Raw genomic sequence first — 21,384 nt, 5'->3', positions numbered from 1 at the left:
GATATCCTGCAATGAGTCCTAATCAACGCTCTTTGGTATAACGCGCCGTTGCGGCCGGCCATTCGGGCATTCGCAACGAAGGATCAACGCGGGACGACGTCGACCTTGTGGTCGGTGGTCTGGCCGCCGGCGGTGCGCAGGACACCCTTGACGGGGGCGGCGTCGCCGTAGTCGCGGCCCCTGGCTACGACAATGTGATCCTGGCCGACGCGAAGCGCGTTGGTCGGATCATACTCGATCCAGCCGATTTCAATACCGCACCAGGCCCGCACCCAGGCATGCATGGCATCGGCGCCTTCCAGCCGCGGCTGGCCTTCCGGGGGGCTGGTCCTCAGGAAGCCGCTGACATAACCCGCCGGAACGCCGATGCTTCTGAGACAGGCGATCATGATGTGGGAGAAATCCTGGCAGACACCGTGCCGGCGTTCGAACGCTTCCAGGGCGGGCGTGTCCACGGTTGTCGCATCCGCATCGAAACGCATGTCCTGGTAGAGGGCCTTGCCGATAGTCTCCACGGCCGATATGGCGCTCATGTCCGGATCCACACGTTCGCGCGCATAAACGGCGAATGCCGGATCGAGCGGCAGACGCGGCGACGCGGCGAGAAAATGCACCGGTTCTTCCGGTCCGAGCGACTGGATGCCGGCAAGTTCCCTTTCAAGAGCCTTGAGCGAGGCCGAGATGTCGAACGCCTCCGGCGTCGCGGTTCTCTCGACCCGGGCCATCAGTTTGAAGCTCAGCTCCCGGTGGGACGTCCTGTAGGCGATGTCGGTAACGGCGTTGCCGAAAAAATCCGTCCGGTCCTGACGCTCCGACGGTTCCGGCTGGAGAGAGATCCTTCCGGCAAGCAGGGTCTGCTCATGGGGGATCGTTGCCGGCATCAGGCGCAGGGCATGGCGTCCGGAATTGGCCGGGCTGGCGTAGTCATGCGTGACTTCAAGAGTTATGTCGTAGAGCAAGGCAGCCTCGCACCGCGCGATCGCGGATCGTTAACGGATATAGGCGTCGGTCAGTTCGACGGAAAGTCGGGCGATCCGGTCCCGCAGCTCCGCCAGCATGTCCGGTGTCAGGGTTTCCGGCGTTGCGACCGCCAGACTGGTGTGTATTTGCAGGATCGACCGGGCGAGGTTCGAAAGGTGCCCGAATTCGGTCGCCCCCGGCAGAACGGCGATATGGTCCTTCATCTCTGTCAGCTGGTAGATAACAGCGCGCGGATTTTTCGTATCCATCGCGAGGAGGTCGAGAACCGTCGCCTGGCTGAGCGAGACTGCGTAACGCCGGCTCATGGACATGGCGCTGTCGCCGACTTCCAGCAGCAGCTCCAGAGAGCCTTCCGGAGCCTCAGGACTTGTGAAGACGGACAGCAGGTCGGCCATCTGGTGCGCCCGTTCCAGGGCACGGCCAAGGCTCAGGAACCGCCAACCGGTGAAGCGGTACATGTTTTCGTGCACCAGCCCGGAAAATCCGGTGATCTTGCGCAGCAGCAGCCCCATGGCGCGCGGCACGTCGGCGTTTTCACGCAGCGCCAGTCTGGCACCGTTTGCGGTCTGGGCAAGATCGTTCAGGGCGAGCCAGCCATCGACCGAAAACCGGTCGCGGACCTTGCTGGCGCTGGTGATCGCCGATTGCAGCATGTCGCAGAGGCTTTCGGGGACAGGCTCGTCCGGTGCAACGCCGATGTCTTCCAGATAGTCAGCGGTCATGGCGACCAGAGGCGCTTCAGGGTCGGCAGTCTCCAGAAGGCGGGCATGGTAGGCGCGCAGCAGGCGGACAGCGCCCTCGGCGCGTTCCACATAGCGGCCCAGCCAGAAGAGGTTGTCGGCGGCGCGGGCGGGCAGGGTGCCCGCCTGTGATTTGAAATAGGGCGACTCTATCTGGTGAAGCAGGGAGTCCTTGACGGGTTTCTTGTCGCCGACGATCCACACGTCCGCAGCCGATCCGCCTTCCTGCATCGCGATGGCGCTGGCGTCTTCCGTCCGGCCGATGCGGGCGAACCCTCCTGCCATTACCTCCCAGCCGTTCGCCGTGCGGGCCAGGAAGACGCGCAGGCTCATCGGTCGCGGAACGAGCCCTCCCTCGTGATAGGCCGGGGTGGTCGACAGGGTCACGGCTTCCTGACCGACAAGATTGCTTGCCTTGCTGTCGATCCAGGTCTCCAGAATGCCCTTGTGGAATTTTTCGAAGTCGCGGCCGATGAAATCCGTCTGCGCCGACGAGAACGGCAGCGCCGTGGAAAGTGCCGGGCTGAACATCATGCGTTGCGCATGCTTCTTCACGTAGTTGCGCGGGGTGGGGTCGCCGCACCACCACGTGGCGACATTCGGCAACTTGAGCGATTCTCCCAGCAGCCGCTTGCTGATGCGGGGCAGAAAGGCAAGCAGAGCCCGGGTTTCCAGGATGCCGGTTCCCAGCGCGTTGACCATGGTGACGGAGCCGTCTCGTACGGCCTGAACCAGTCCGGCCGTGCCGATACGCGAGCTCTCTTCCAGTTCCAGCGGATCGGACCAGGCCGCGTCCAGCCGGCGCCACAGGACGCTCACCGGTTTCAGACCGGCGACGGTGCGCACCATCAGCCGCCCGTTTTCCACTGTCAGGTCCTCGCCCTCCAGCAGCATGAAGCCGAGATAGCGGGCGATATAGGCATGCTCGAAATAGGTGTCGTTCATCGGACCGGGGGTCAGGATCGAAACCCGGCTGTCGGTTTCGCCGCGCAACTCGACCAGATGGTCGCGAAAGCGGCGAAAGAAACCGGCGAGCCGGTGAACATTGGCCCTGGCGAAATATTCATTGAAGACGCGGCCGGTTGCGACCCTGTTTTCAAGGGCAAAGCCTGCTCCGGAAGGCGCCTGTGCCCGGTCCGACAGGACCCACCACGTGCCGTCGGGGCCGCGTCCGATTTCGAAGGCGAGGAAATGCAGGAAATTGCCTGATTTCGGTGTGACGCCTACGAGAGGTCTCTGCCACTCCGGGCTTCTGGCGATCAGGCTTGCAGGCAGGTAGCCTTCGCTCACCAGCTTGTTGGGGCCGTACAGATCCGCCACCAGCTGTTCCAGAAGACCGGCCCGCTGGATGAGGCCGTCGCTGATGACCTCCCAGTCATCTTCGCTGATGATCACCGGAATGTGGCTCAGCGGCCATTCCCGCTCTTTTTCGTCGTTCTGGCCGTAATGGCGGAAATAGACACCGGCATCGTTGAGATATTGGTTGCCGCGCGCGAAGCGGTTGCCGATCTCTTCCGGCGTCAGGGAGGACAGGTGATCGATAAAGGGCCGCCATACCGGCCGCACCCGGCCCGCCGGATCAAGGAGTTCGTCCGAAACACCAGGATACGGGCGATAGGATTTCAGCAACCCCTGCCCGAGATCACCTGATATCGCCGTTTCGTCCAAACTCATGCATCATTTCCCCCGTAGACCGCTGGCCACCTGACCGTCAGACATAGTGCGGCCGCCGCAGGTCCAAGGTCAACGGAAACTCCGGATGAGGGTGTTCCACCTCCGGCGCATAAAGACCCGGCGTGTGGCCGTGCGGTTCGAACCGTGCCAGCCGCCGCGCCTCGGCCTCGTTGCCGTTGACCGGAAAGGTGTCGTAGCTGCGCCCGCCCGGGTGGGCGACATGATAGACGCAGCCGCCGATCGCCCGCCCGCTCCAGCGGTCGAAAATATCGAAGGTCAGCGGCGCGTCAACTGGGTGGACCGGATGCAGCGCCATGGAAGGCTGCCAGGCCTTGTAGCGAACTCCGGCGACCGAGACGCCGTTTGTTTCGGTTTTTCGCAGCGGCATCATGCGCCGGTTGCAGGTCACGGTATAGCGGTCCGGATCGCTGGTGGTGAGCTTGACCTGCAGGCGTTCGGTCGAGCTGTCCGTATACCGCACAGTGCCCCCGATGGCGCCGGTTTCCCCCAGAACGTGCCAGGGTTCCAGCGCCTGCCGCAGCTCAAGATGGACGCCTTCCACCTCGATTTCCCCGCAGAAGGGGAACCGGAATTCCGCCTGGGCCTCGAACCAGTCCGGGCGCATGGCAAAGCCGTGATGGTCCAGATCCCGCAAAACATCCTGAAAATCCGTCCAGACATAATGCGGCAGCATGAAGCGGTCATGGAGCGCGGTGCCCCAACGGGTCAGGTTGCCGGACAGCGGGCGTTGCCACAGGCGGGCGATCAGAGCCCGCATCAGCAGTTGCTGGGCAAGGCTCATGCGCGGGTCGGGCGGCATTTCGAAGCCGCGGAATTCGACAAGGCCGAGGCGGCCTGTCGGACCATCCGGCGAATAGAGCTTGTCGATGCAGATTTCCGCGCGGTGCGTGTTGCCGGTGACATCGACCAGAAGATTGCGCAGCAGTCTGTCGACCAGCCACGGAAAGGGCGTTGGTCCTTCGTCCGGACGCTTGATCTGCGAAAGGGCGACTTCCAGCTCGTAAAGCCCATCATGGCGCGCCTCGTCGACGCGGGGCGCCTGGGAGGTCGGGCCAATGAAGAGACCCGAGAACAGATAGGAGAGGCTCGGATGGCGCTGCCAGTGCAGGATGAGGCTTCGCAGCAGGTCGGGCCGGCGCAGGAAGGGGCTGTCGAGCGGCGTGGCCCCGCCGACAACAACATGGTTGCCGCCACCGGTTCCGGTGTGCTTGCCGTCGATCATGAACTTGTCTGCGCCGAGACGTGTGTTGCGCGCTTCCTCGTAGACGCCTTCGGTAATCGCCACACACTCCTTCCAGCTTGCCGCCGGATGAATGTTGACTTCGATGACGCCCGGATCCGGAGCGACCCGGATGACGTTCATGCGCGGATCGGGAGGCGGCGGATAACCCTCGATGTGCACCGGAATGCCGAGATCGGCCGCAGCGCTTTCCGCGGCGGCGATGAGCTCCAGATAGTCCTCGATCGCCTCCACCGGCGGCATGAAGACACAAAGCCGTCCGTCGCGCGGTTCTACGGAGAGGGCTGTCCGCACGACCGCCTTGCCGATTTCCCCGTCCGGCAGTTCCTGTTCCTGCCTTTCCTGCTGGGGCCCCGCCGCAGTGAAATGGGCAACTTCCTGCGGCCGGTCGGGGCGCGGTCCAACCGGGAATTCCGGCAACGGCCCCCTGGGCACGGTCGGATCGGCGACATTCGTATAGGGATATTGCGCTGGCGGAACATGCGGCAGCGATTCCAGAGGAATGCGGTATCCGACGGGGCTGTCGCCCGGGACCAGAAACAGGGCATTGCGGCGCAGTTTCCAGTTTTCGGACCGCCACTTGTGGCCGGACGCCTTGGCCTGCCAGCGCTGGATGGGCAGGACATGGCCCGACGGCGAGGAGAGGCCTCGGTCGAAGACCCTCGCAATCCGGTGACGCGCCTCGGCGTCTTCGAGTTCGGAATTGTCAGGGGTGACGTTCTCCGGCAGGTTGGCTTCCTTCACCAGCCAGACCGCCGGATCCTCGTAGGCCGGAACCACATATTGGGGATCGACGTCGAGCCGTTTCGCGATCTGGCGGAGCAGGGCATCCGATTTTTCCGCATCCGCACCGGTGTCCTTGCCTTCCTCGGCAATCAGGTCCGGGTCGTTCCAGATCGGCTTGTCGTCACGCCGCCAGTACAGGGAAAACGTCCAGCGGGGCAGGGTTTCTCCCGGATACCATTTGCCCTGCCCGTAATGGAGAAAGCCGCCCGGCGCGAAGCGCTTGCGCAGACGGCGGATGAGGATGTCGGCTTTCTCCCGCTTGGTCGGGCCGACAGCCTCCGTATTCCATTCGTCGGCCTCGAAATCGTCGATGGACACGAAGGTCGGCTCGCCGCCCATCGTCAGGCGGACGTCTTCCTGCACCAGAACCCGGTCGACATCTTCCCCGAGGCGATTGAGCGCCTTCCAGGCGTCTTCGGAAAAGGGTTTGGTAATCCGCGGGTGCTCGGCAACGCGGTTGATCTTCATGTCGAAGGAGAAATCGACTTCCGCGTGGCTGGCCAGCCCGACGATCGGCGCGGCGTTGGTATAGTGCGGGGTTGCCGCCAAGGGGATATGGCTTTCGCCGGTGAGCAGACCGGATGTCGGGTCCAGTCCGATCCAGCCCGCGCCGGGCAGGTAGACTTCGGCCCAGGCATGCAGATCCGTGAAGTCGTGATCGGTACCGGAGGGACCGTCCAGGGCTTCAAGGTCCGGCTTCAGCTGGATGAGATAACCGGAGACGAACCGGGAGGCGAAGCCCAGATGACGAAGAGCCTGGACCAGGAGCCAGCTTGAATCCCGGCACGAGCCCGTTCCTCTTTCAAAGGTCTCTTCCGGTGTTTGAACACCCGGTTCCATCCGGATGACATAGCCGACCGCATTGGAAACCTTTGCGTTCAGCGCGACGATGAAATCGATGGTCCGCAGCCTGTCGCGCGGAACAGTGTCCAGAAAAGCCTGCAGATGAGGCCCGGCCGGTTCGGTGCGCCTGTAGATCTGCAGATCTTCCCGAAGCTCCTCCGGATAGTCGAAGGGCCAGTCCTCGGCGCTCTCCTCGACGAAAAAGTCGAAGGGATTGTAAACCGTCATGTCAGCGACGAGATCGACTTCAATCTTGAATTCGCGCACGGGTTCGGGAAAGACGAACCTGGCCAACCAGTTGCCGTAGGGATCCTGCTGATGATTGACGAAATGACCTTGCGGCGAGACTTTCAGGGAATGCGACAGAACGCGGGTGCGGCTGTGCGGCGCCGGGCGGAGGCGGATGATCTGCGGGCTCAGAGTGACCGGCCGGTCATATCGGTAATGGGTCAGATGGTAGATACTGGCGCGAATTGACATGAAATGACCCTGTAAGGCTTTGAAACTCCGACTGCAGATTTTCACATAATGCTACAGCGCACCATGTCTTTCTGCAGGCGGGCGAAAGTCCGCCGCAGTGAAGGCTTATCGGCAATGACGTCACCCTGATCATCGACGGTGTCGCGAGACAGGGTGCGTCTGCCGGTTGTGCAGCCGCGAAACAGATCATTTTAACTGCTGGATGAAGTTTTCGAAAACAACTATATGCGATAGTTAGGCGTGAAAATACTTGCGACCCTTGCCCACATGCAGGCATTTCGGCCGGGATTTGCCCGAACGGCGGTTGACTGCGGGTCGATCAGGTATGATGCCGTAGAGTTACAAACCGGGATACGAATGATTTCAATGATCTTCAGACTGTTCTGGATCTGGTGCTTCCTGACGTTTGCAGGTGTTGCCCAATCCGCTGATTTTCGGGTGACATTCATAAATCCGGGTAGCGAGACCGGCTTCTGGGGGGATGTTTCCAGAACCATGACCGCAGCTGCCGCGGATCTGAATGTGGAGCTTGAAATCCTTCATGCGGACCGGCAGCCCTATATCATGGAAGCTCTGCTCAAAAAGCGGCTGGAGGATGGCGATCTTCCGGACTATTTCGTCCTCGTGAACGAGAACCAGTCGGCTGCCCGGCTGCTTCAGCTCCTGGACGGCAAGTCCAGCAAGGTCTTGTTCCTGCTGAATAAGTTGACGCCCAAACAGAAGAGCAATCTCGAGAAGCACAATATCGACCTTAGCAACATCGTGGCGTCCATCATCCCGGACAATGAAAACGCCGGCTACGAGATGGCTCTTTCTCTCATCGAGAGGGCCCGCAAGTCGAAACCGCAAGGGAAGCCGATCCGCCTTCTGGCGTTGACCGGCGACACGGCCACGCCTGCCGGTCTTCACAGGGAGACGGGCATGTTGCGTGCGGTTGCCGACAATCCGGATGTGAAGCTGCTGCACGCAATTCCCGCCGACTGGAACGAGACCATCGCTTACAAGCGCGCCGGTAACGTGTTCACGCGCACGCAGGTGGATGTTGTCTGGGCGGCGAATGACGATATAGCCTTCGGCGCTCAGAAAGCCGCCCTGGAAGCCGGACTGTCACCGGGAGAGGTCATCTTCTTCGCCGGGCTGAACTGGTCCTCGCGCGGCATGGAGGCTGTGCGCGACCACAGTCTGACCATGACCCATGGCGGACATTTTTTTGCAGGCGCATGGTCCATGGTCATGCTGCGCGACCACTTTTTCAAGAACATCGAGGGCGAAGCCTTTGTCGATGTCCTGTTCAAGATGTCGCCGATCACATCGGAAAATGTGGACCTCTATCTGGCAAATCTCGGTGACAACAACTGGGAAAAAATAGATTTCAGGCAGTTCTGCAAGACCATAAACGGCCGCAGCCATTATGATTTCTCAGCCGCGGCCATTCTGGAAGCTTCAGGCAGCTGAGGTTTTCCGGCAAGACACCGTTCCTTCGAAGTCTCTCCTGTTCAACTCTATCCAACTTCGGCGTTGCGGCGGTATAGATGCCTGAACGCGGTTACCGGCAGATGCGGCATCCTCCCGACCAGGGGTGATCGACTGCCGGACAGGAGAGATCGATGACAGACAGCAACGGCCCTGGCGGTGCCTATGACCCGGCAACGGAAGGAGCTGAAACGGCATTTTCCGACAAGATGTCCTACAGCGACTATCTGGGACTTTCACAGATACTGACGGCCCAGTCGCCGCTGTCCGATGCCCCTGACGAACTCCTCTTCATCATTCAGCACCAGACATCCGAACTCTGGATGAAGCTGATGCTGCATGAACTGAACGGGGCGCGGCAGGCGATCATCGACGATCACATGCCGGAAGCCATGAAGCTGCTGGCTCGGGTCAGCCGCATCATGGAACAGCTCAACTCGGCCTGGGACGTGTTGCGCACGATGACCCCGAGCGATTACACGCGGTTCCGCGATGCGCTGGGCGCCTCTTCGGGTTTCCAGTCCCTGCAGTACCGGCTGATCGAATACGCGCTCGGCAACCGCAACACGGCGATGATGAGACCGCACGAACATGACCCTAAAGGCGTTGCGCTTCTCAGGACGGAGCTTGAACGGCCGAGCCTTTACCAGGTGGTGCTCTCCTTTGCCCGCAGAAGCGGTTTCCAGATCGACCGGGAGCTTACCGAGGTTCCGGCGGCAGAACCGCATCGGGAGGTTCCCGAGATCATGGAGTTGTGGCGGGCTGTCTATAGTGATCCGTCCGCGCATTGGGCGCTTTATGAAGTCGGTGAAAAGCTGGTGGACCTTGAGGACTATTTCCGCCGCTGGCGGTTCAACCACGTGACGACGGTCGAGCGGGTCATCGGCTTCAAACGCGGCACCGGCGGCACGGGAGGTGTTTCCTATCTGAAGCGCATGCTGGAGGTAGAACTGTTCCCGGAACTCTGGCACGTCAGAACGGTGCTTTGATCCAGCTGCTCCAGTAAGCCTCCATCGCGCCAGACGGTGGCAGATGCGCAATGCCGGCTATTTTCCGAAAGCTCCGGTCTCGATCATCTGCTGGAACATGTCTTCCATGGACATCTTGAGCGGGCGGTAGGTCATGCCAAGGTCGCGTTTGCTTCTGGAATTGTCCGCGCGCCATTTCACATCGACGTTTTTGGTGACAAACCTGCGGGAAATACCGCTCATGAGCGGGCCGAGCAGCCAGACCATGGGTTTGGGTACGGACTTGCGCGGCACGGGATAGGCGCTGCCGTATTTTTCGACGAGCGTCTTGCCGAGTTCCAGAATGTTGGTGTTGTGGCCCGAGACGATGTAGCGGCCCTGCGCATCCGGAGCAAAGCCGGCTGCGATATGCGCCCGGGCGAGATCGCGGACGTCCACGGCGCCGATCCCGAGTTTCGGAGCGCCCAGCCTCATGGTGCCGTTTCCCATCTGCCGGACGATGTTGAAACTCTCGGAGGTCGGTGCCGGGTTCAGGGCCGGGCCGATCACCAGCGACGGGTTTACCGCGACCAGCTTGAAGCGGTTTTGCCTGTCGGCGATCTTCCAGGCTTCGCGCTCCGCCAGCGTCTTGGAATAGCTGTAAGGCTGATAGGAGAGCGACGCTGTGGTGTTCCAGATGTCTTCATTCAGGACACCGCCGGGGGCTTTGCGGCAGTCGATGGCGTCGGTGTAGATCGCGGCGCAAGAGCTGGTGACGACGACCCTGTCGACTGCCGAATTCACTGCAGCGGTTTCAAGGATATTCCGGGTGCCCTTGAGCGCCGGATCGATCAGCTCCTTTTGCGGGTTCGCGACCCGTGTGGTGAATGGCGAGGCTGTATGAAAGACAATCCGGCAGTCCTTCATGGCGGCGGCATAGGACCCCGGCTTCAGGAGATCCGCTTCAAAGAACCTTATTGTTCCGGGCGAACTGTCGGCGATTTCCCGCAGGTGCCGGAGTTTTGCAGCGTTGCGGGGGTCGCGTACCGCCGCGTTGACGGTAACGCCTGCCTCGAGCAGTTCCTTCACCAGCCAACCGGCCACATACCCGGTGGCGCCGGTTACCAGAACAGGGTGCTTTGTGGAGATCAACTGGTTCACTGAGGTCCGGCTCCCGGCAGATGCGCTTTTTGCATTCATCCTTTTCCGGGAACGGATTTGCAACATGAAATGCGGGTACCGGTATTCCAGGGGCGGGTGTTTTGCTAAGGCGGCCGGCCACTGCACTTTTAACGTGAAAAAGGCGCTGTCCAGGACGGAGATTGTCATTTTGCGGCGCTGCAGCAGATCTTATTGCGCTGCAACGCCAATCAAATATTTTCGTTTCATATCGCAAAGCGAAGATGATTTGTCGAAATATGTCTGGTCAAATGAAAGATCCGAAACCTGGTTTTGGCCTACATTTGCCGACAAATTTGTGCCACACTCCCCGCTAACAACGGGGTTGAAGCGGGAAAACAGGAGAGTGTCGGATCAAGGGTGGTTGGAAATAGTTTCCTTTATATCAATGACTTGAATTGTTTTTTGGGTCGAAATAAATCTACTAAAAAATTAGTTTGACAACATGGCAACGCTGTGTCCAAGTATCGGCAGCCGGATAAACACGGCGCTATTTATCTCATTGGGAGGAGATGCAGATGCGTAAGTATCTACTCTCCGCGGTTGCAGCTTGCGCTGTGATTGCGGGGTCAGGATCCGCTTTTGCCGACGAAGCAGCGGCACAGAAGTGGATTGACCAGGAATTCCAGCCATCGACCCTGTCGAAGGACGATCAGCTTGCCGAGATGCAGTGGTTCATCAAGGCGGCCGAGCCGTACAACGGCATGGAGATCAACGTCCTGTCAGAAGGTATTCCAACTCATTCCTACGAGTCGGAAGTCTTGACGAAAGCGTTTGAGGAAATCACCGGTATCAAGGTCAATCACCAGATTCTCGGTGAAGGCGAAGTCGTTCAGGCTGTCCAGACCCAGATGCAGACCGGACGAAACCTCTATGACGCCTATGTCAACGACAGCGATCTGATCGGCACCCATTCCCGCCTGCAGCTTGCCTACAACCTGTCCGACTGGATGGACGGCACAGCGAAGGATGTCACCAATCCGGGGCTCGACCTGGACGACTTCATGGGCACCCAGTTCACCACCGGTCCGGACGGCGATCTTTACCAGCTGCCCGACCAGCAGTTCGCGAACCTCTACTGGTTCCGCAAGGACTGGTTCGACCGCGAAGACCTGAAGACGGCCTTCAAGGCCAAATACGGTTATGACCTGGGCGTTCCGGTCAACTGGTCCGCCTATGAGGACATTGCCGAATTCTTCACCAACGACGTGAAGGAAGTCGACGGCGTCCAGATCTTCGGACATATGGATTACGGCAAGCGCGCACCGGACCTCGGCTGGCGCATGACCGATGCCTGGCTCTCCATGGCCGGCGCCGGCGACAAGGGCGAGCCGAACGGCATCCCGGTCGACGAGTGGGGCATCCGTATGGAAAAAGGCACCTGCAATCCGGTGGGGGCTTCGGTTTCCCGCGGTGGTGCCGCCAATGGTCCTGCGGCTGTCTACGCGATCCGCAAATGGGACGAGTGGCTGCGCAACTTCGCCCCTCCGGGCGCTGCCAGCTTCGACTTCTACCAGTCCCTGCCGGCACTGAGCCAGGGCAACGTTGCCCAGCAGATCTTCTGGTACACCGCGTTCACCGCGGACATGGTGAAGCCGAAGTCCGAAGGCAACAACACGGTGGACGACGAGGGTACGCCGCTGTGGCGCATGGCTCCGAGCCCGCATGGTCCCTACTGGGAAGAAGGCCAGAAGGTCGGTTATCAGGACGTGGGTTCCTGGACCATCCTGAAATCCACGCCCGAAGACCGTGCGAAAGCCGCCTGGCTCTATGCCCAGTTCGTGGTCTCCAAGACGGTTGACGTGAAGAAGAGCCATGTCGGTCTCACCTTCATTCGTGATAGCACCGTGCGTCACGAGTCCTTCACCGAACGGGCTCCGAAACTCGGCGGGCTGGTCGAATTCTACCGCTCTCCGGACCGGGTGGCCTGGTCGCCGACCGGCGTCAATGTTCCTGACTATCCGAAGCTGGCCCAGATCTGGTGGCAGCAGATCGGTGACGTGAACTCCGGCGCCTTCACGCCGCAGGAAGCCATGGACCGTCTGGCGGAAGAAATGGACATCGTTATGGCCCGCATGCAGCAGGCTGATGAACGCGCCAACGTCTACGGTGGCTGCGGTCCGCGTCTGAACGAGGAAAAGGACCCGGAATACTGGCTGTCCCAGCCGGGTGCTCCGAAGGCCAAACTCGACAACGAGAAGCCTCAGGGCCAGACCGTGAACTATGACGAGTTGGTTGCCCGCTGGGCGGAAAACTGAGCCGGATCGTCTGATCCCAACAACAGGACCGGGGCATTCCCCGGTCCTCCACCTATGCGAATGTGACGGCCGGGGTTTCGGAGTTCCAAACCCTGAGCCAGTCCGGACGCGGGCGAAGATACATGTCCCTGGAACTTAAAAACGTCAGCAAGCGCGTGGCTGGCATCACCCACGTCAAGGAAACGAGCCTGACGCTTGAAACCGGCCATTTCAACGTTCTTCTCGGAGAAACCGGTTCGGGCAAGACCTCGCTGATCAAGCTTATGGCGGGTCTCGACAGCCTCGCCTCCGGGCAGATCATCCTCAATGGCAGGGATGTCTCCAGCCTGTCGGCGCAAAAGCGCAACATCAGCCTGGTGCACCAGTTTTTCGTCAACTACCCGCATATGTCGGTCTTCGACAACATTGCCTCGCCCTTGAAGGTTGCGGGCGTGGCGAAGTCGGAAATCGAGGGACGGGTGGAGGAGGCTGCGGGCCTCATGAAGCTGAAACCCTTCCTGAACCGCAAACCGCACGAATTGTCCGGTGGCCAGCAGCAGCGGACCGCGCTGGCACGCGCCATCGTCAAGGAAAGCGACGCCGTCTTTCTCGACGAGCCTCTGGCGAACCTGGATTACAAGCTGCGCGAAGAGCTGCGTGACCAGCTTCCCGAATTGTTCGCCGGTCGCGGAGCGGTTGTCGTCTATGCGACCTCCGAACCCGAGGAAGCGCTTCTGCTCGGCGGCAAGACCGCACTGATGACGGACGGCAAGGTGGTCCAGTTCGGCCCCACCGCCGACATCTACCGCAAGCCCAGGGATCTGGATGCGGCGAAAGTGTTCTCCAATCCTCCGATCAATGTTGCGCAGGTGACCAAGCAGGGGGAAAGGGTCGTTCTGAACGAGACGACAAGCTGGACCCTGCCGGGTGCTGCGGCGAGCCTTGCCGACGGGCGCTATACGCTGGCGATCCGGCCGCATCATGTTTTGCCGGTGGAAACGCCGGACCATTCGGTCAGGCTCTCGGGACGCGTTCTGGTGACCGAACTCAGCGGCTCGGAAAGCAGCGCCCATTTCGAGATGAACGGTCAGCCCTGGGTGTCCCTGTCAGCGGGCGTGCATCCCTATCAGGTCGGTGAGGTGCATACCTTCCACCTGGACCCGAACCATTGTTTTTTCTTCGCGCCCGACGGCACGCTGTCAGCATAGGGAGAGGACCTCATGGCACAAATCACACTCTCCAACCTGCGGCACAGCTATCGTCCCGATCCGGCGGGCGATGACGATTACGCGCTCAAGAAGATCGATCTTACCTGGGAAGACGGCGGCGCCTATGCGCTTCTGGGTCCGTCCGGCTGCGGCAAGTCCACGCTGTTGAACATCATCTCCGGTCTTCTCGTTCCTTCGGAAGGCAAGATCCTGTTCGATGACCGGGATGTGACGGCCCTGCCGCCGGCGAAGCGCAACATTGCGCAGGTGTTCCAGTTTCCGGTCATCTACGACACCATGACCGTCTACGACAATCTGGCTTTTCCCTTGCGCAATCGCGGCCGGGACGAGGCCATCGTCAAACAGCGGGTGACCGCGATCGCGGAGATGCTGGAAGTCACCGGCATGCTGTCGACGCGCGCGTCGAACCTTTCTCCGGACAACAAGCAGAAGATCTCCATGGGCCGCGGCCTCGTGCGCGAGGACGTCAATGTCGTCATGTTCGACGAGCCGCTGACCGTGATCGACCCGCACCTGAAGTGGAAGCTGCGTTCCAAGCTCAAGGAGCTGCACCAGCGGGTGCGGGCGACGATGATCTATGTCACCCACGACCAGACCGAGGCATTGACCTTCGCCGATCAGGTGGTGGTGATGCAGGACGGCGAGATCGTCCAGATCGGCACCCCGGTGGACCTGTTCGAACGACCAGCGCACACCTTCGTTGGCCATTTCATTGGATCGCCGGGCATGAATGTCCTGCCCTGCGACGTCCGCGGCGGGGCCGCCTTCTTCGGCGGCGAGCAAATCACGCTGGAGGGTCCGTCCGGAATTTCCGGCGACGGCAAGGCCGAAGTCGGTATCCGGCCGGAGTTCGTGTCGGTGTCCAGAACCGGTGGCGGGATCGCTGCCCATGTCCGCAAGGTGGCCGACATCGGCCGCCACAAGGTGGTTGAAGCCATCGCCCATGACAGCCGCATCCACGCAATCCTCGACGGTGAGGCGCCGAATGCGGGCGATGCGGTGATGCTCGATTTCAAACAGTCCCAGACCCGGCTCTACAAGGACGGCTGGCTGGCAAGCCGGCCCGAGGGAGGTGCGCTATGAAGAAGCTGAACCAACGGGCCTGGCTGTTCGTCACGCCGGTGCTGCTGCTGGTCGCATTCAACGCGCTCATCCCGATGATGACCGTGGTGAACTATTCCGTCCAGGAAACCTTCGGCGACAATCTGTTCTTCTGGCAAGGTATCGACTGGTTCGAGCAGGTGCTGACATCCGAACGCTTTCACAAGGCGCTCGGCCGCCAGTTTCTGTTCACCTTCCTGATCCTGATCATCGAGGTGCCGCTTGGCGTTGCCATCGCCCTGGCGATGCCGCGACAGGGGTTCTGGGTGCCGTTCTGCCTGGTCACCATGGCGCTTCCCATGCTGATCCCGTGGAACGTGGTCGGCGCGATGTGGAACATCTTCACCCTGCCGGACATCGGACTTCTCGGCTATTTCATGAACCACACGCTGGGCATTTCCTATGACATGACCCAGAACCCGCTCGCCGCCTGGGTGACCATCGTCATCATGGATGTCTGGCACTGGACGTCGCTGGTGGTGCTGCTTGCCTATGCCGGCCTGGTTTCGATCCCGAACGCCTACTACCAGGCGGCGGAAATCGACGGGGCTTCGAACTGGGCGGTGTTCCGCTATATCCAGCTTCCGAAGATGAAAACGGTGCTGACCATCGCCATCCTGCTGCGCTTCATGGACAGCTTCAACATCTATACCGAACCGTTCGTGCTGACCGGCGGCGGACCCGGCAACTCCACCACGCTGTTGTCCATCGACCTGGTGAAGATCGCTCTCGGACAGTTCGACCTCGGACCGGCGGCCGCCATGTCCCTCATCTATTTCGCCATCACGCTGCTGGCCTCCTGGCTGTTCTACACGCTGATGACGATGAACGACAACAAGTCCTGAGGAGAACCGAAATGCGCCTGAAAAGCCTGGTTCCCGTGATCTACATCCTCTTCCTGATGCTGCCGATCTACTGGCTGGTCGCGATGAGCTTCAAGACCACCAACGAGATCCTTGCCGGGTTCTCCCTGTTTCCGCAGACCTGGACCCTGGCGAACTATACCGCGATCCTCACCGATCCGACCTGGTACTGGGGGTACATCAACTCCATCATCTACGTGACCTTGAACACGATCATCTCGGTCGTCGTCGCGCTGCCGGCGGCCTATGCGTTTTCCCGCTACACGTTCGTCGGCGACAAGCACCTGTTCTTCTGGCTGCTGACCAACCGCATGGCGCCGGCGGCCGTCTTCGCCCTGCCTTTCTTCCAGCTGTATTCGGCCGTCGGGCTGTTCGACACCCATATCGCGGTGGCGCTTGCCCATTGCCTGTTCAACGTGCCTCTGGCGGTGTGGATCCTGGAAGGGTTCATGAGCGGGGTGCCGAAGGAACTGGATGAAACGGCCTATGTGGACGGCTATTCCTTCCCGAAGTTCTTCGTCACCATCTTCCTGCCCTCGATCACGGCCGGGGTCGGCGTCGCCGCCTTCTTCTGCTTCATGTTTTCCTGGGTGGAACTGTTGCTCGCCAAGACGCTCACCGCCGTCGAGGCCAAACCTATCGCCGCCGTGATGACCCGGACCGCTTCCTCCGCGGGCTACGAACTCGGGCTGCTGGCGGCGGCCGGGACCCTGACCATCATTCCCGGCGCCATCGTCATCTATTTCGTCCGTAACTACATTGCCAAGGGCTTTGCCCTGGGGAGGGTCTGATGCTCGGATGGATGGCCTGGACCTGGCCGACGGCGCTGCTGTTCGTCGGGATTTTCTCTGCAATCGGCGTGTTGATACTGCTGGAAGTGCGCTATCCGGGCGGACAGGCCCGCAACGGTGTTCTTGGGCTGACGACAACGCGCGGCGACCGGCTGTTCATTACCCTTTTAGGCAGCGCCTTCATCTTCTTCGCCTGGCTGGGCTTCATGGGCCCGCCGCTGTGGTGGCCCCTGGCGATCAGCATCGGCTGGGGAACATTCTGCTTCTGGAAGGTCTGACGACCGGGATCGTATTCGACTAAAGGAATAGTATTTTAGCCGGCATTGATGCAAGAATAGGCGCCGTGGCCCCATCCAATCCGCAATTGGCGCAGGAAAATAATGAGAAAACGTAAGAGCAACGAGTTTCTGACCGAAGTCGAGCTGGAGTTCATGACCGAACTCTGGAAACTCGGCGAAGGCTCCGTGCGGGATATTCTCGCGCGTCTGCCGCCGGAAAGAAAACTGGCCTATACGTCGTGCGCCACCATCATGCGGATCCTGGACGAAAAGAACTTCGTGGACAGCCGGAAAGAAGGCAAGACATTCATCTATTCCCCCCGGCTGACCAAAGACACCTACCAGTCCCGTTTTCTTCGAAACCTGTCGGATAAACTCTTCGACGGCACGCCTGCGTCCCTGGTGGCGCGGCTCGTCGATGAATACGACCTTTCGAAGCAGGACCTGGAGGAGATCAGAGCGTTGCTGGACAGGAGGAGGACAGATGACGCTACTTAACGGGATGTTCGATGTTTACATCGATCTGAACATCACACTGGCCGTCACGGCCATCGTGTGGTTAACCGCAAAACTGGTTCTGGCCCGGACTGGAAAGAGGCTCGCCTTTACGCTCCAGCTCGGTTTGCTGAACGGCCTGTTTGCCATCATTGTTCTGTCACCGGCCATCGTGGCCGCCTACCACTACATGCTTGCGGCGGAAGTGCTTCCCGCCAGGCTGCCGGTCAATCTGGCGGACTACGCGGTGGCGCAGTATCTGCGCGGCGGCATCGGTATTCCGGCGGAGGACTTCCAGTCCCTTCTCGGACTGCGCAGCCGCATGAGCGAGAGCATTCTCGCCATGGAGCCGGGCTTCGGCAAGGGCGTGGCGCTGCTTCTGATCGCCGGGTTCACCTATTTCGGGCTGCGGCTGGCGGTGAGTTTCGCGCGGCTCCACCGGATGCTGTCCGGCTGCCATCTCTGGCGGCGCAACGGGCGGCTTAAGCTTCTGCTGTCGGATCGCGCGCTTGTGCCTTTTTCCGCACGCGGGGGTTACTACCACTACGTGGTGATCCCCTCGGATCTTCTGGCCGAGCCGGACGATCTCGGTCTTGTCCTCAGACATGAATTCCAGCATCTGCGCCGGGGCGACGTCACCTGGGAAGTCGCGCTGGAATGCCTGCGTCCGATGCTGTTCTGGAACCCGTTCTATTACGTCTGGAAATCGGAGGTCGAGCGGCTTCGCGAACTGGCGTGTGACCAGAAAGTTGCCGAGGATGCCCGTGTGGATCTGAGATCCTATTGCCTGTGCCTGCTGAGAGCCGCACAAGCCGGGCTGAAAAAGCGGCAGGAACTGATGAGACACGATCGCTCGGGCAGCGTCGCGTCCGTGGCCCTGATTGAAGTCAATGACCGGCTGCTGCGCCGCTCGCCGGCCCAGAAGCTCCGGCGCCGGGTGGAAGCCTTGATGGAACCGAACCGGCTTCATCCGCACTGGGGCATTGTCGGGCTTGCGGTCCTGCCGATGGTGGCGGTCGTTTTCCTTGCGGCGCTGGCGATCCAGAAACCGGCGGACTGGAGTCAGGACCGGCTCATGCTTTCGGCGATTGTCAATCTGGAGCGTTTGCAGGTGATCAACACCTTCGGCCAGCGGCCGTTGCGGTGACCATTCCGGTTTCCGCTGTACTGCGTGCGACATGACGACCGTGAGGGCTGCTGCTGCAATCGGGTCAACGCTATCCGGAGGAGGCTTCCCGGTCTTCCGGGGAAGTCCGGGCGGTTACGTTCTTGATTTGGTAACGCTCCCTTGCGGAGGGTGTCACCCCGGGCGCAGCGAAGCGGAGACCCCGGGGCCCACTCGCGGTGCCGCTTGCTGAAGTAAGGGCGACTGTACATCGGCGATCGCTACCTGCTTCGGGCCTTGCGCGCCGTATTGTTTGTCCCGAGGCTGTGTGTGAAGCGGCCTTGGAGACACCCAACAGAGCCTCTGCGAACGAGTGGGCCCCGGCTCAGCGCTGCGCTTGGCCGGGGTGACAGCCGAGGGTGGTACTCAGCCTCTTCTTCATTCAACAGAGTTGATGACGATCCAAATGTCTGTCTTCAGCATGAGGCGTGGCAAGTCGCCCTTGATTTCAGGCATCCGACCGGCTCTGTAGGAGCATTGCTTTTATCGGGGCCGGAAAGCGCGTGAGACAGGCTGGTAAATCCATTCGGGTCAAGGGGCTGGTGCAGGGTGTCGGCTTTCGTCCGTTCGTCTGGTGGCTTGCACGCGAACTGGAGATCACCGGCCATGTGCTGAATGACGGAGCCGGGGTCCGGATCGAAGTCTTCGGACCAGAGAAGGTTCTGGAGCGGTTTCTCGTCCGATTGACCGCCGGGCCACCGCCGCTCGCGCGCGTGGACAGCCTCGATATCGTCGACATCGAGACCGCTTCTGTTCCGAACAACTTCCAGATCCTGGAAAGCGGCGAGGGTGTCGTGGCGACCGGTGTTGTGCCCGATGCGGCCACCTGTCCCGCCTGCCTTGCCGATATCGGCAATCGCTCGAACAGACATCACGGCTACGCCTTCACCAATTGCACCCATTGTGGTCCGCGCCTGTCCATCCTGCGGCATATTCCCTATGACCGTGCCTCTACGTCTATGTCCGGCTTTGCAATGTGCCCGTCCTGCCGGGCGGAGTATGAGGACCCGGCTGACCGCCGGTTCCATGCCCAGCCCGTTGCCTGTCCGGACTGCGGTCCAAGGCTGTGGTTCGAGGGCACTGATGGATGCGAGGCGGAAGGCGACCCCGTCACGCTTGCCGCCGAACGGTTGCAGGCCGGGGATATTCTGGCGGTCAAGGGCCTGGGCGGCTTTCAGGTCGCCGTCGATGCCGGCAACGAAGCCGCCGTCAGAACGCTTCGCCAGCGCAAACGCCGTCCGGACAAACCTCTGGCCCTGATGGCGCGGGACCTCGGCCAGATCCGCAGGTATTGCCGTGTCAGCGACGAGGAAGCCGAGGTTCTGGCAAGCGCGGCGGCGCCCATCGTGCTGCTGGAAACGGCGGGCCGAGCACTTGCGGAGGGCATCGCACCGGGACAGGGTCGGCTCGGTGTCATGCTGGCCAACACGCCCCTGCATCACCTGCTCTTGGCGAAGCTCGACAGGCCGATCGTCATGACATCCGGCAATCTGTCAGAAAATCCGCAGGAAACGCAGAACGCCGGAGCACGGCTTCGCCTAGCCGAGATCGTCGACGGTTTCCTGATGCACGACCGGGAAATCGTCAACCGGCTGGATGACAGCGTCCTGCGGCTGGACCGGTCGGGCGTTTCCATGTTGCGCCGCGCCCGTGGCTATGCGCCTGCCTCGGTGAGGCTGGCGCCGGATTTCGAACGGGCGCCGAGAGTGCTGGCCATGGGTGGTGAGTTGAAATCCGCCTTCTGCCTGATCAACGGCTGCGATGCGGTGCTGTCGCAGCATCTCGGCGATCTGGAGAACGCTCCGACATTCGCCGACTATAAGAAAACGCTGCGGCTCTACCTCGATCTCTACCAATTCACGCCGGAGGTGATCGCGGTGGACGGACATCCGCAATATCTTTCGAGCGTTTACGGAGAAGAACTTGCGGCCGAGTTCGGTGCAGATCTGGTGCGCGTGCAGCATCACCACGCCCATCTGGCCTCCTGCCTTGCCGAGCGGGGCTGGGCGCTTGCCGGAGAACACCCGGTGTATGGGGTCATTCTCGATGGCCTCGGTTGGGGAGAAGACGGCACGGTCTGGGGCGGGGAAATACTCAAGGGCGGATTTGAGGACTTTCAGCGTCCCGGATATTTCCTGCCCGTTCCCCTGCCGGGGGGAGCTGCGGCAATGCGTGAACCGTGGCGGAACCTTGCGGCCTATCTTCGCACCGCCTTCGGTCCGGACTTTCGCGACCGGCTTGCCGGGTTGCCTGTGGCGGCCGCGCTTGAGGAAAAGAACCTGGCAATGCTGGAGCAGATGATGGAAAGATCGCTCAACGCGCCGCCATCTTCCTCCGCCGGCCGTCTATTCGATGCGGTCGCCGCGATGCTCGGAATCAGTTTTCACCGCCAGAGTTTCGAGGGGCAGGCCGCGATGGCGCTTGAAAGTCTTGCGCGGCCCTTCGTGCAGGACGAAAGCGGCTATTCTGTCGATTTCCTGTCCTCCCCCCTGCGGTTTTCATTCGCGCCCCTGTGGCAGGAGCTGATCGCGGATCTGCACGCCGGATTGGAGCGCGGGCGCATCGCGGCCCGATTTCATCTTGGTCTGATCGGAGGGCTCGCGGAGGGGCTGTCTCGCTGCGGAGCGCGGCCGGGGGACGCGGTGGTTCTCTCCGGCGGCGTCTTCCAGAACGCCATCTTGAAAGACGGCCTGACCGACCGCCTGAACGCGATGGGCTTCAGGGCCGTGAACCACAAAACTGTTCCCGCAAACGATGGTGGGCTGGCTCTGGGGCAGGGGGTGATCGCGGCGGCCCGGAGTGTGGCCGGCGGCAACTGACCGGTTGGAACTGACTGGCGGGAACTGAAAAAGACTGCCTCG

At 61.1% G+C, this 21,384-nt stretch carries 15 protein-coding genes; 11 read left to right on the top strand and 4 right to left on the bottom strand.

Translation table 11 applies throughout. The features are described 5' to 3' along the window. Positions 1–83: 83 nt before the first annotated feature. From Q1B40_RS14820 to Q1B40_RS14810, 3 genes are read right to left on the bottom strand one after another with little or no spacing between them, the layout of a single operon-like run. Positions 84–959, bottom strand: coding sequence for a transglutaminase family protein (locus Q1B40_RS14820; RefSeq protein ID WP_299816071.1), 876 nt, complete (start codon positions 957–959; stop codon positions 84–86). Positions 960–989: 30 nt separating this feature from the next. Next, positions 990–3,395 carry a circularly permuted type 2 ATP-grasp protein gene (locus Q1B40_RS14815; RefSeq protein WP_299816069.1) on the bottom strand — a complete coding sequence of 802 codons (2,406 nt, stop codon included), beginning with the start codon at positions 3,393–3,395 and terminating at the stop codon, positions 990–992. A 37-nt stretch (positions 3,396–3,432) separates the two neighbouring features. Beyond that, entirely contained in the window at positions 3,433–6,765 is a 3,333-nt protein-coding gene (locus Q1B40_RS14810) for a DUF2126 domain-containing protein (RefSeq protein WP_299816067.1), read from the bottom strand. Between the two features lie 357 nt (positions 6,766–7,122). On the opposite strand from Q1B40_RS14810, the gene Q1B40_RS14805 reads away from it, so the two are divergent. Both Q1B40_RS14805 and kynA read left to right on the top strand, forming a co-directional pair. Continuing rightward, positions 7,123–8,220: an ABC transporter substrate-binding protein gene (locus tag Q1B40_RS14805; RefSeq protein ID WP_299816065.1), complete on the top strand. Its 1,098-nt coding sequence runs from the start codon at positions 7,123–7,125 to the stop codon at positions 8,218–8,220. A 152-nt stretch (positions 8,221–8,372) separates the two neighbouring features. After that, positions 8,373–9,227 carry a tryptophan 2,3-dioxygenase gene (kynA, locus tag Q1B40_RS14800; protein ID WP_299816063.1) on the top strand — a complete coding sequence of 285 codons (855 nt, stop codon included), beginning with the start codon at positions 8,373–8,375 and terminating at the stop codon, positions 9,225–9,227. 57 nt (positions 9,228–9,284) lie between these two features. Here the strand turns inward: kynA and Q1B40_RS14795 are convergent, their stop codons facing one another. Next, positions 9,285–10,346 (bottom strand): NAD-dependent epimerase/dehydratase family protein, encoded by a 1,062-nt coding sequence (locus Q1B40_RS14795; protein WP_299816061.1) that lies wholly within the window; start codon positions 10,344–10,346, stop codon positions 9,285–9,287. A gap of 536 nt (positions 10,347–10,882) precedes the next feature. Here Q1B40_RS14795 and Q1B40_RS14790 point away from each other — a divergent pair. The 9 genes from Q1B40_RS14790 to hypF all read left to right on the top strand — a co-directional run bounded on the left by Q1B40_RS14790 (position 10,883) and on the right by hypF (position 21,342). Beyond that, on the top strand, positions 10,883–12,622 hold the full coding sequence (locus Q1B40_RS14790) for an ABC transporter substrate-binding protein (protein ID WP_299816059.1): 1,740 nt from the start codon (positions 10,883–10,885) through the stop codon (positions 12,620–12,622). A gap of 122 nt (positions 12,623–12,744) precedes the next feature. After that, positions 12,745–13,809 carry an ABC transporter ATP-binding protein gene (locus Q1B40_RS14785; protein WP_299816057.1) on the top strand — a complete coding sequence of 355 codons (1,065 nt, stop codon included), beginning with the start codon at positions 12,745–12,747 and terminating at the stop codon, positions 13,807–13,809. Positions 13,810–13,821: 12 nt separating this feature from the next. After that, positions 13,822–14,913 (top strand): ABC transporter ATP-binding protein, encoded by a 1,092-nt coding sequence (locus Q1B40_RS14780; RefSeq protein WP_299816055.1) that lies wholly within the window; start codon positions 13,822–13,824, stop codon positions 14,911–14,913. Further along, a complete protein-coding gene (locus Q1B40_RS14775; RefSeq protein ID WP_068405982.1) occupies positions 14,910–15,776 on the top strand; it encodes a carbohydrate ABC transporter permease in 867 nt (288 codons plus the stop codon). Before Q1B40_RS14780 ends, Q1B40_RS14775 begins: the two co-directional genes overlap by 4 nt. Before the next feature lie 11 nt (positions 15,777–15,787). Next, complete coding sequence (locus tag Q1B40_RS14770) at positions 15,788–16,585, top strand: carbohydrate ABC transporter permease (RefSeq protein ID WP_068405979.1); 798 nt, start codon at positions 15,788–15,790, stop codon at positions 16,583–16,585. Continuing rightward, positions 16,585–16,863 carry a DUF2160 domain-containing protein gene (locus Q1B40_RS14765; RefSeq protein ID WP_367279129.1) on the top strand — a complete coding sequence of 93 codons (279 nt, stop codon included), beginning with the start codon at positions 16,585–16,587 and terminating at the stop codon, positions 16,861–16,863. The genes Q1B40_RS14770 and Q1B40_RS14765 overlap by 1 nt, the downstream gene beginning before the upstream one ends. Before the next feature lie 102 nt (positions 16,864–16,965). Then, positions 16,966–17,361, top strand: a complete 396-nt coding sequence (locus Q1B40_RS14760; RefSeq protein WP_299816052.1) for a BlaI/MecI/CopY family transcriptional regulator — start codon at positions 16,966–16,968, stop codon at positions 17,359–17,361. Next, positions 17,348–18,505, top strand: a complete 1,158-nt coding sequence (locus Q1B40_RS14755; RefSeq protein WP_299816050.1) for a M56 family metallopeptidase — start codon at positions 17,348–17,350, stop codon at positions 18,503–18,505. Before Q1B40_RS14760 ends, Q1B40_RS14755 begins: the two co-directional genes overlap by 14 nt. 521 nt (positions 18,506–19,026) lie before the next feature. Then, positions 19,027–21,342 carry a carbamoyltransferase HypF gene (gene hypF, locus Q1B40_RS14750; RefSeq protein WP_299816048.1) on the top strand — a complete coding sequence of 772 codons (2,316 nt, stop codon included), beginning with the start codon at positions 19,027–19,029 and terminating at the stop codon, positions 21,340–21,342. The last annotated feature ends 42 nt before the right edge of the window (positions 21,343–21,384 follow it).

It is taken from the genome of uncultured Roseibium sp. (genome assembly GCF_947496995.1).
In the GTDB taxonomy this organism is placed as follows: domain Bacteria; phylum Pseudomonadota; class Alphaproteobacteria; order Rhizobiales; family Stappiaceae; genus Roseibium.
Note: the sequence above shows the minus strand (reverse complement) of the source record. Positions and strands in the feature narration are given on the sequence as shown.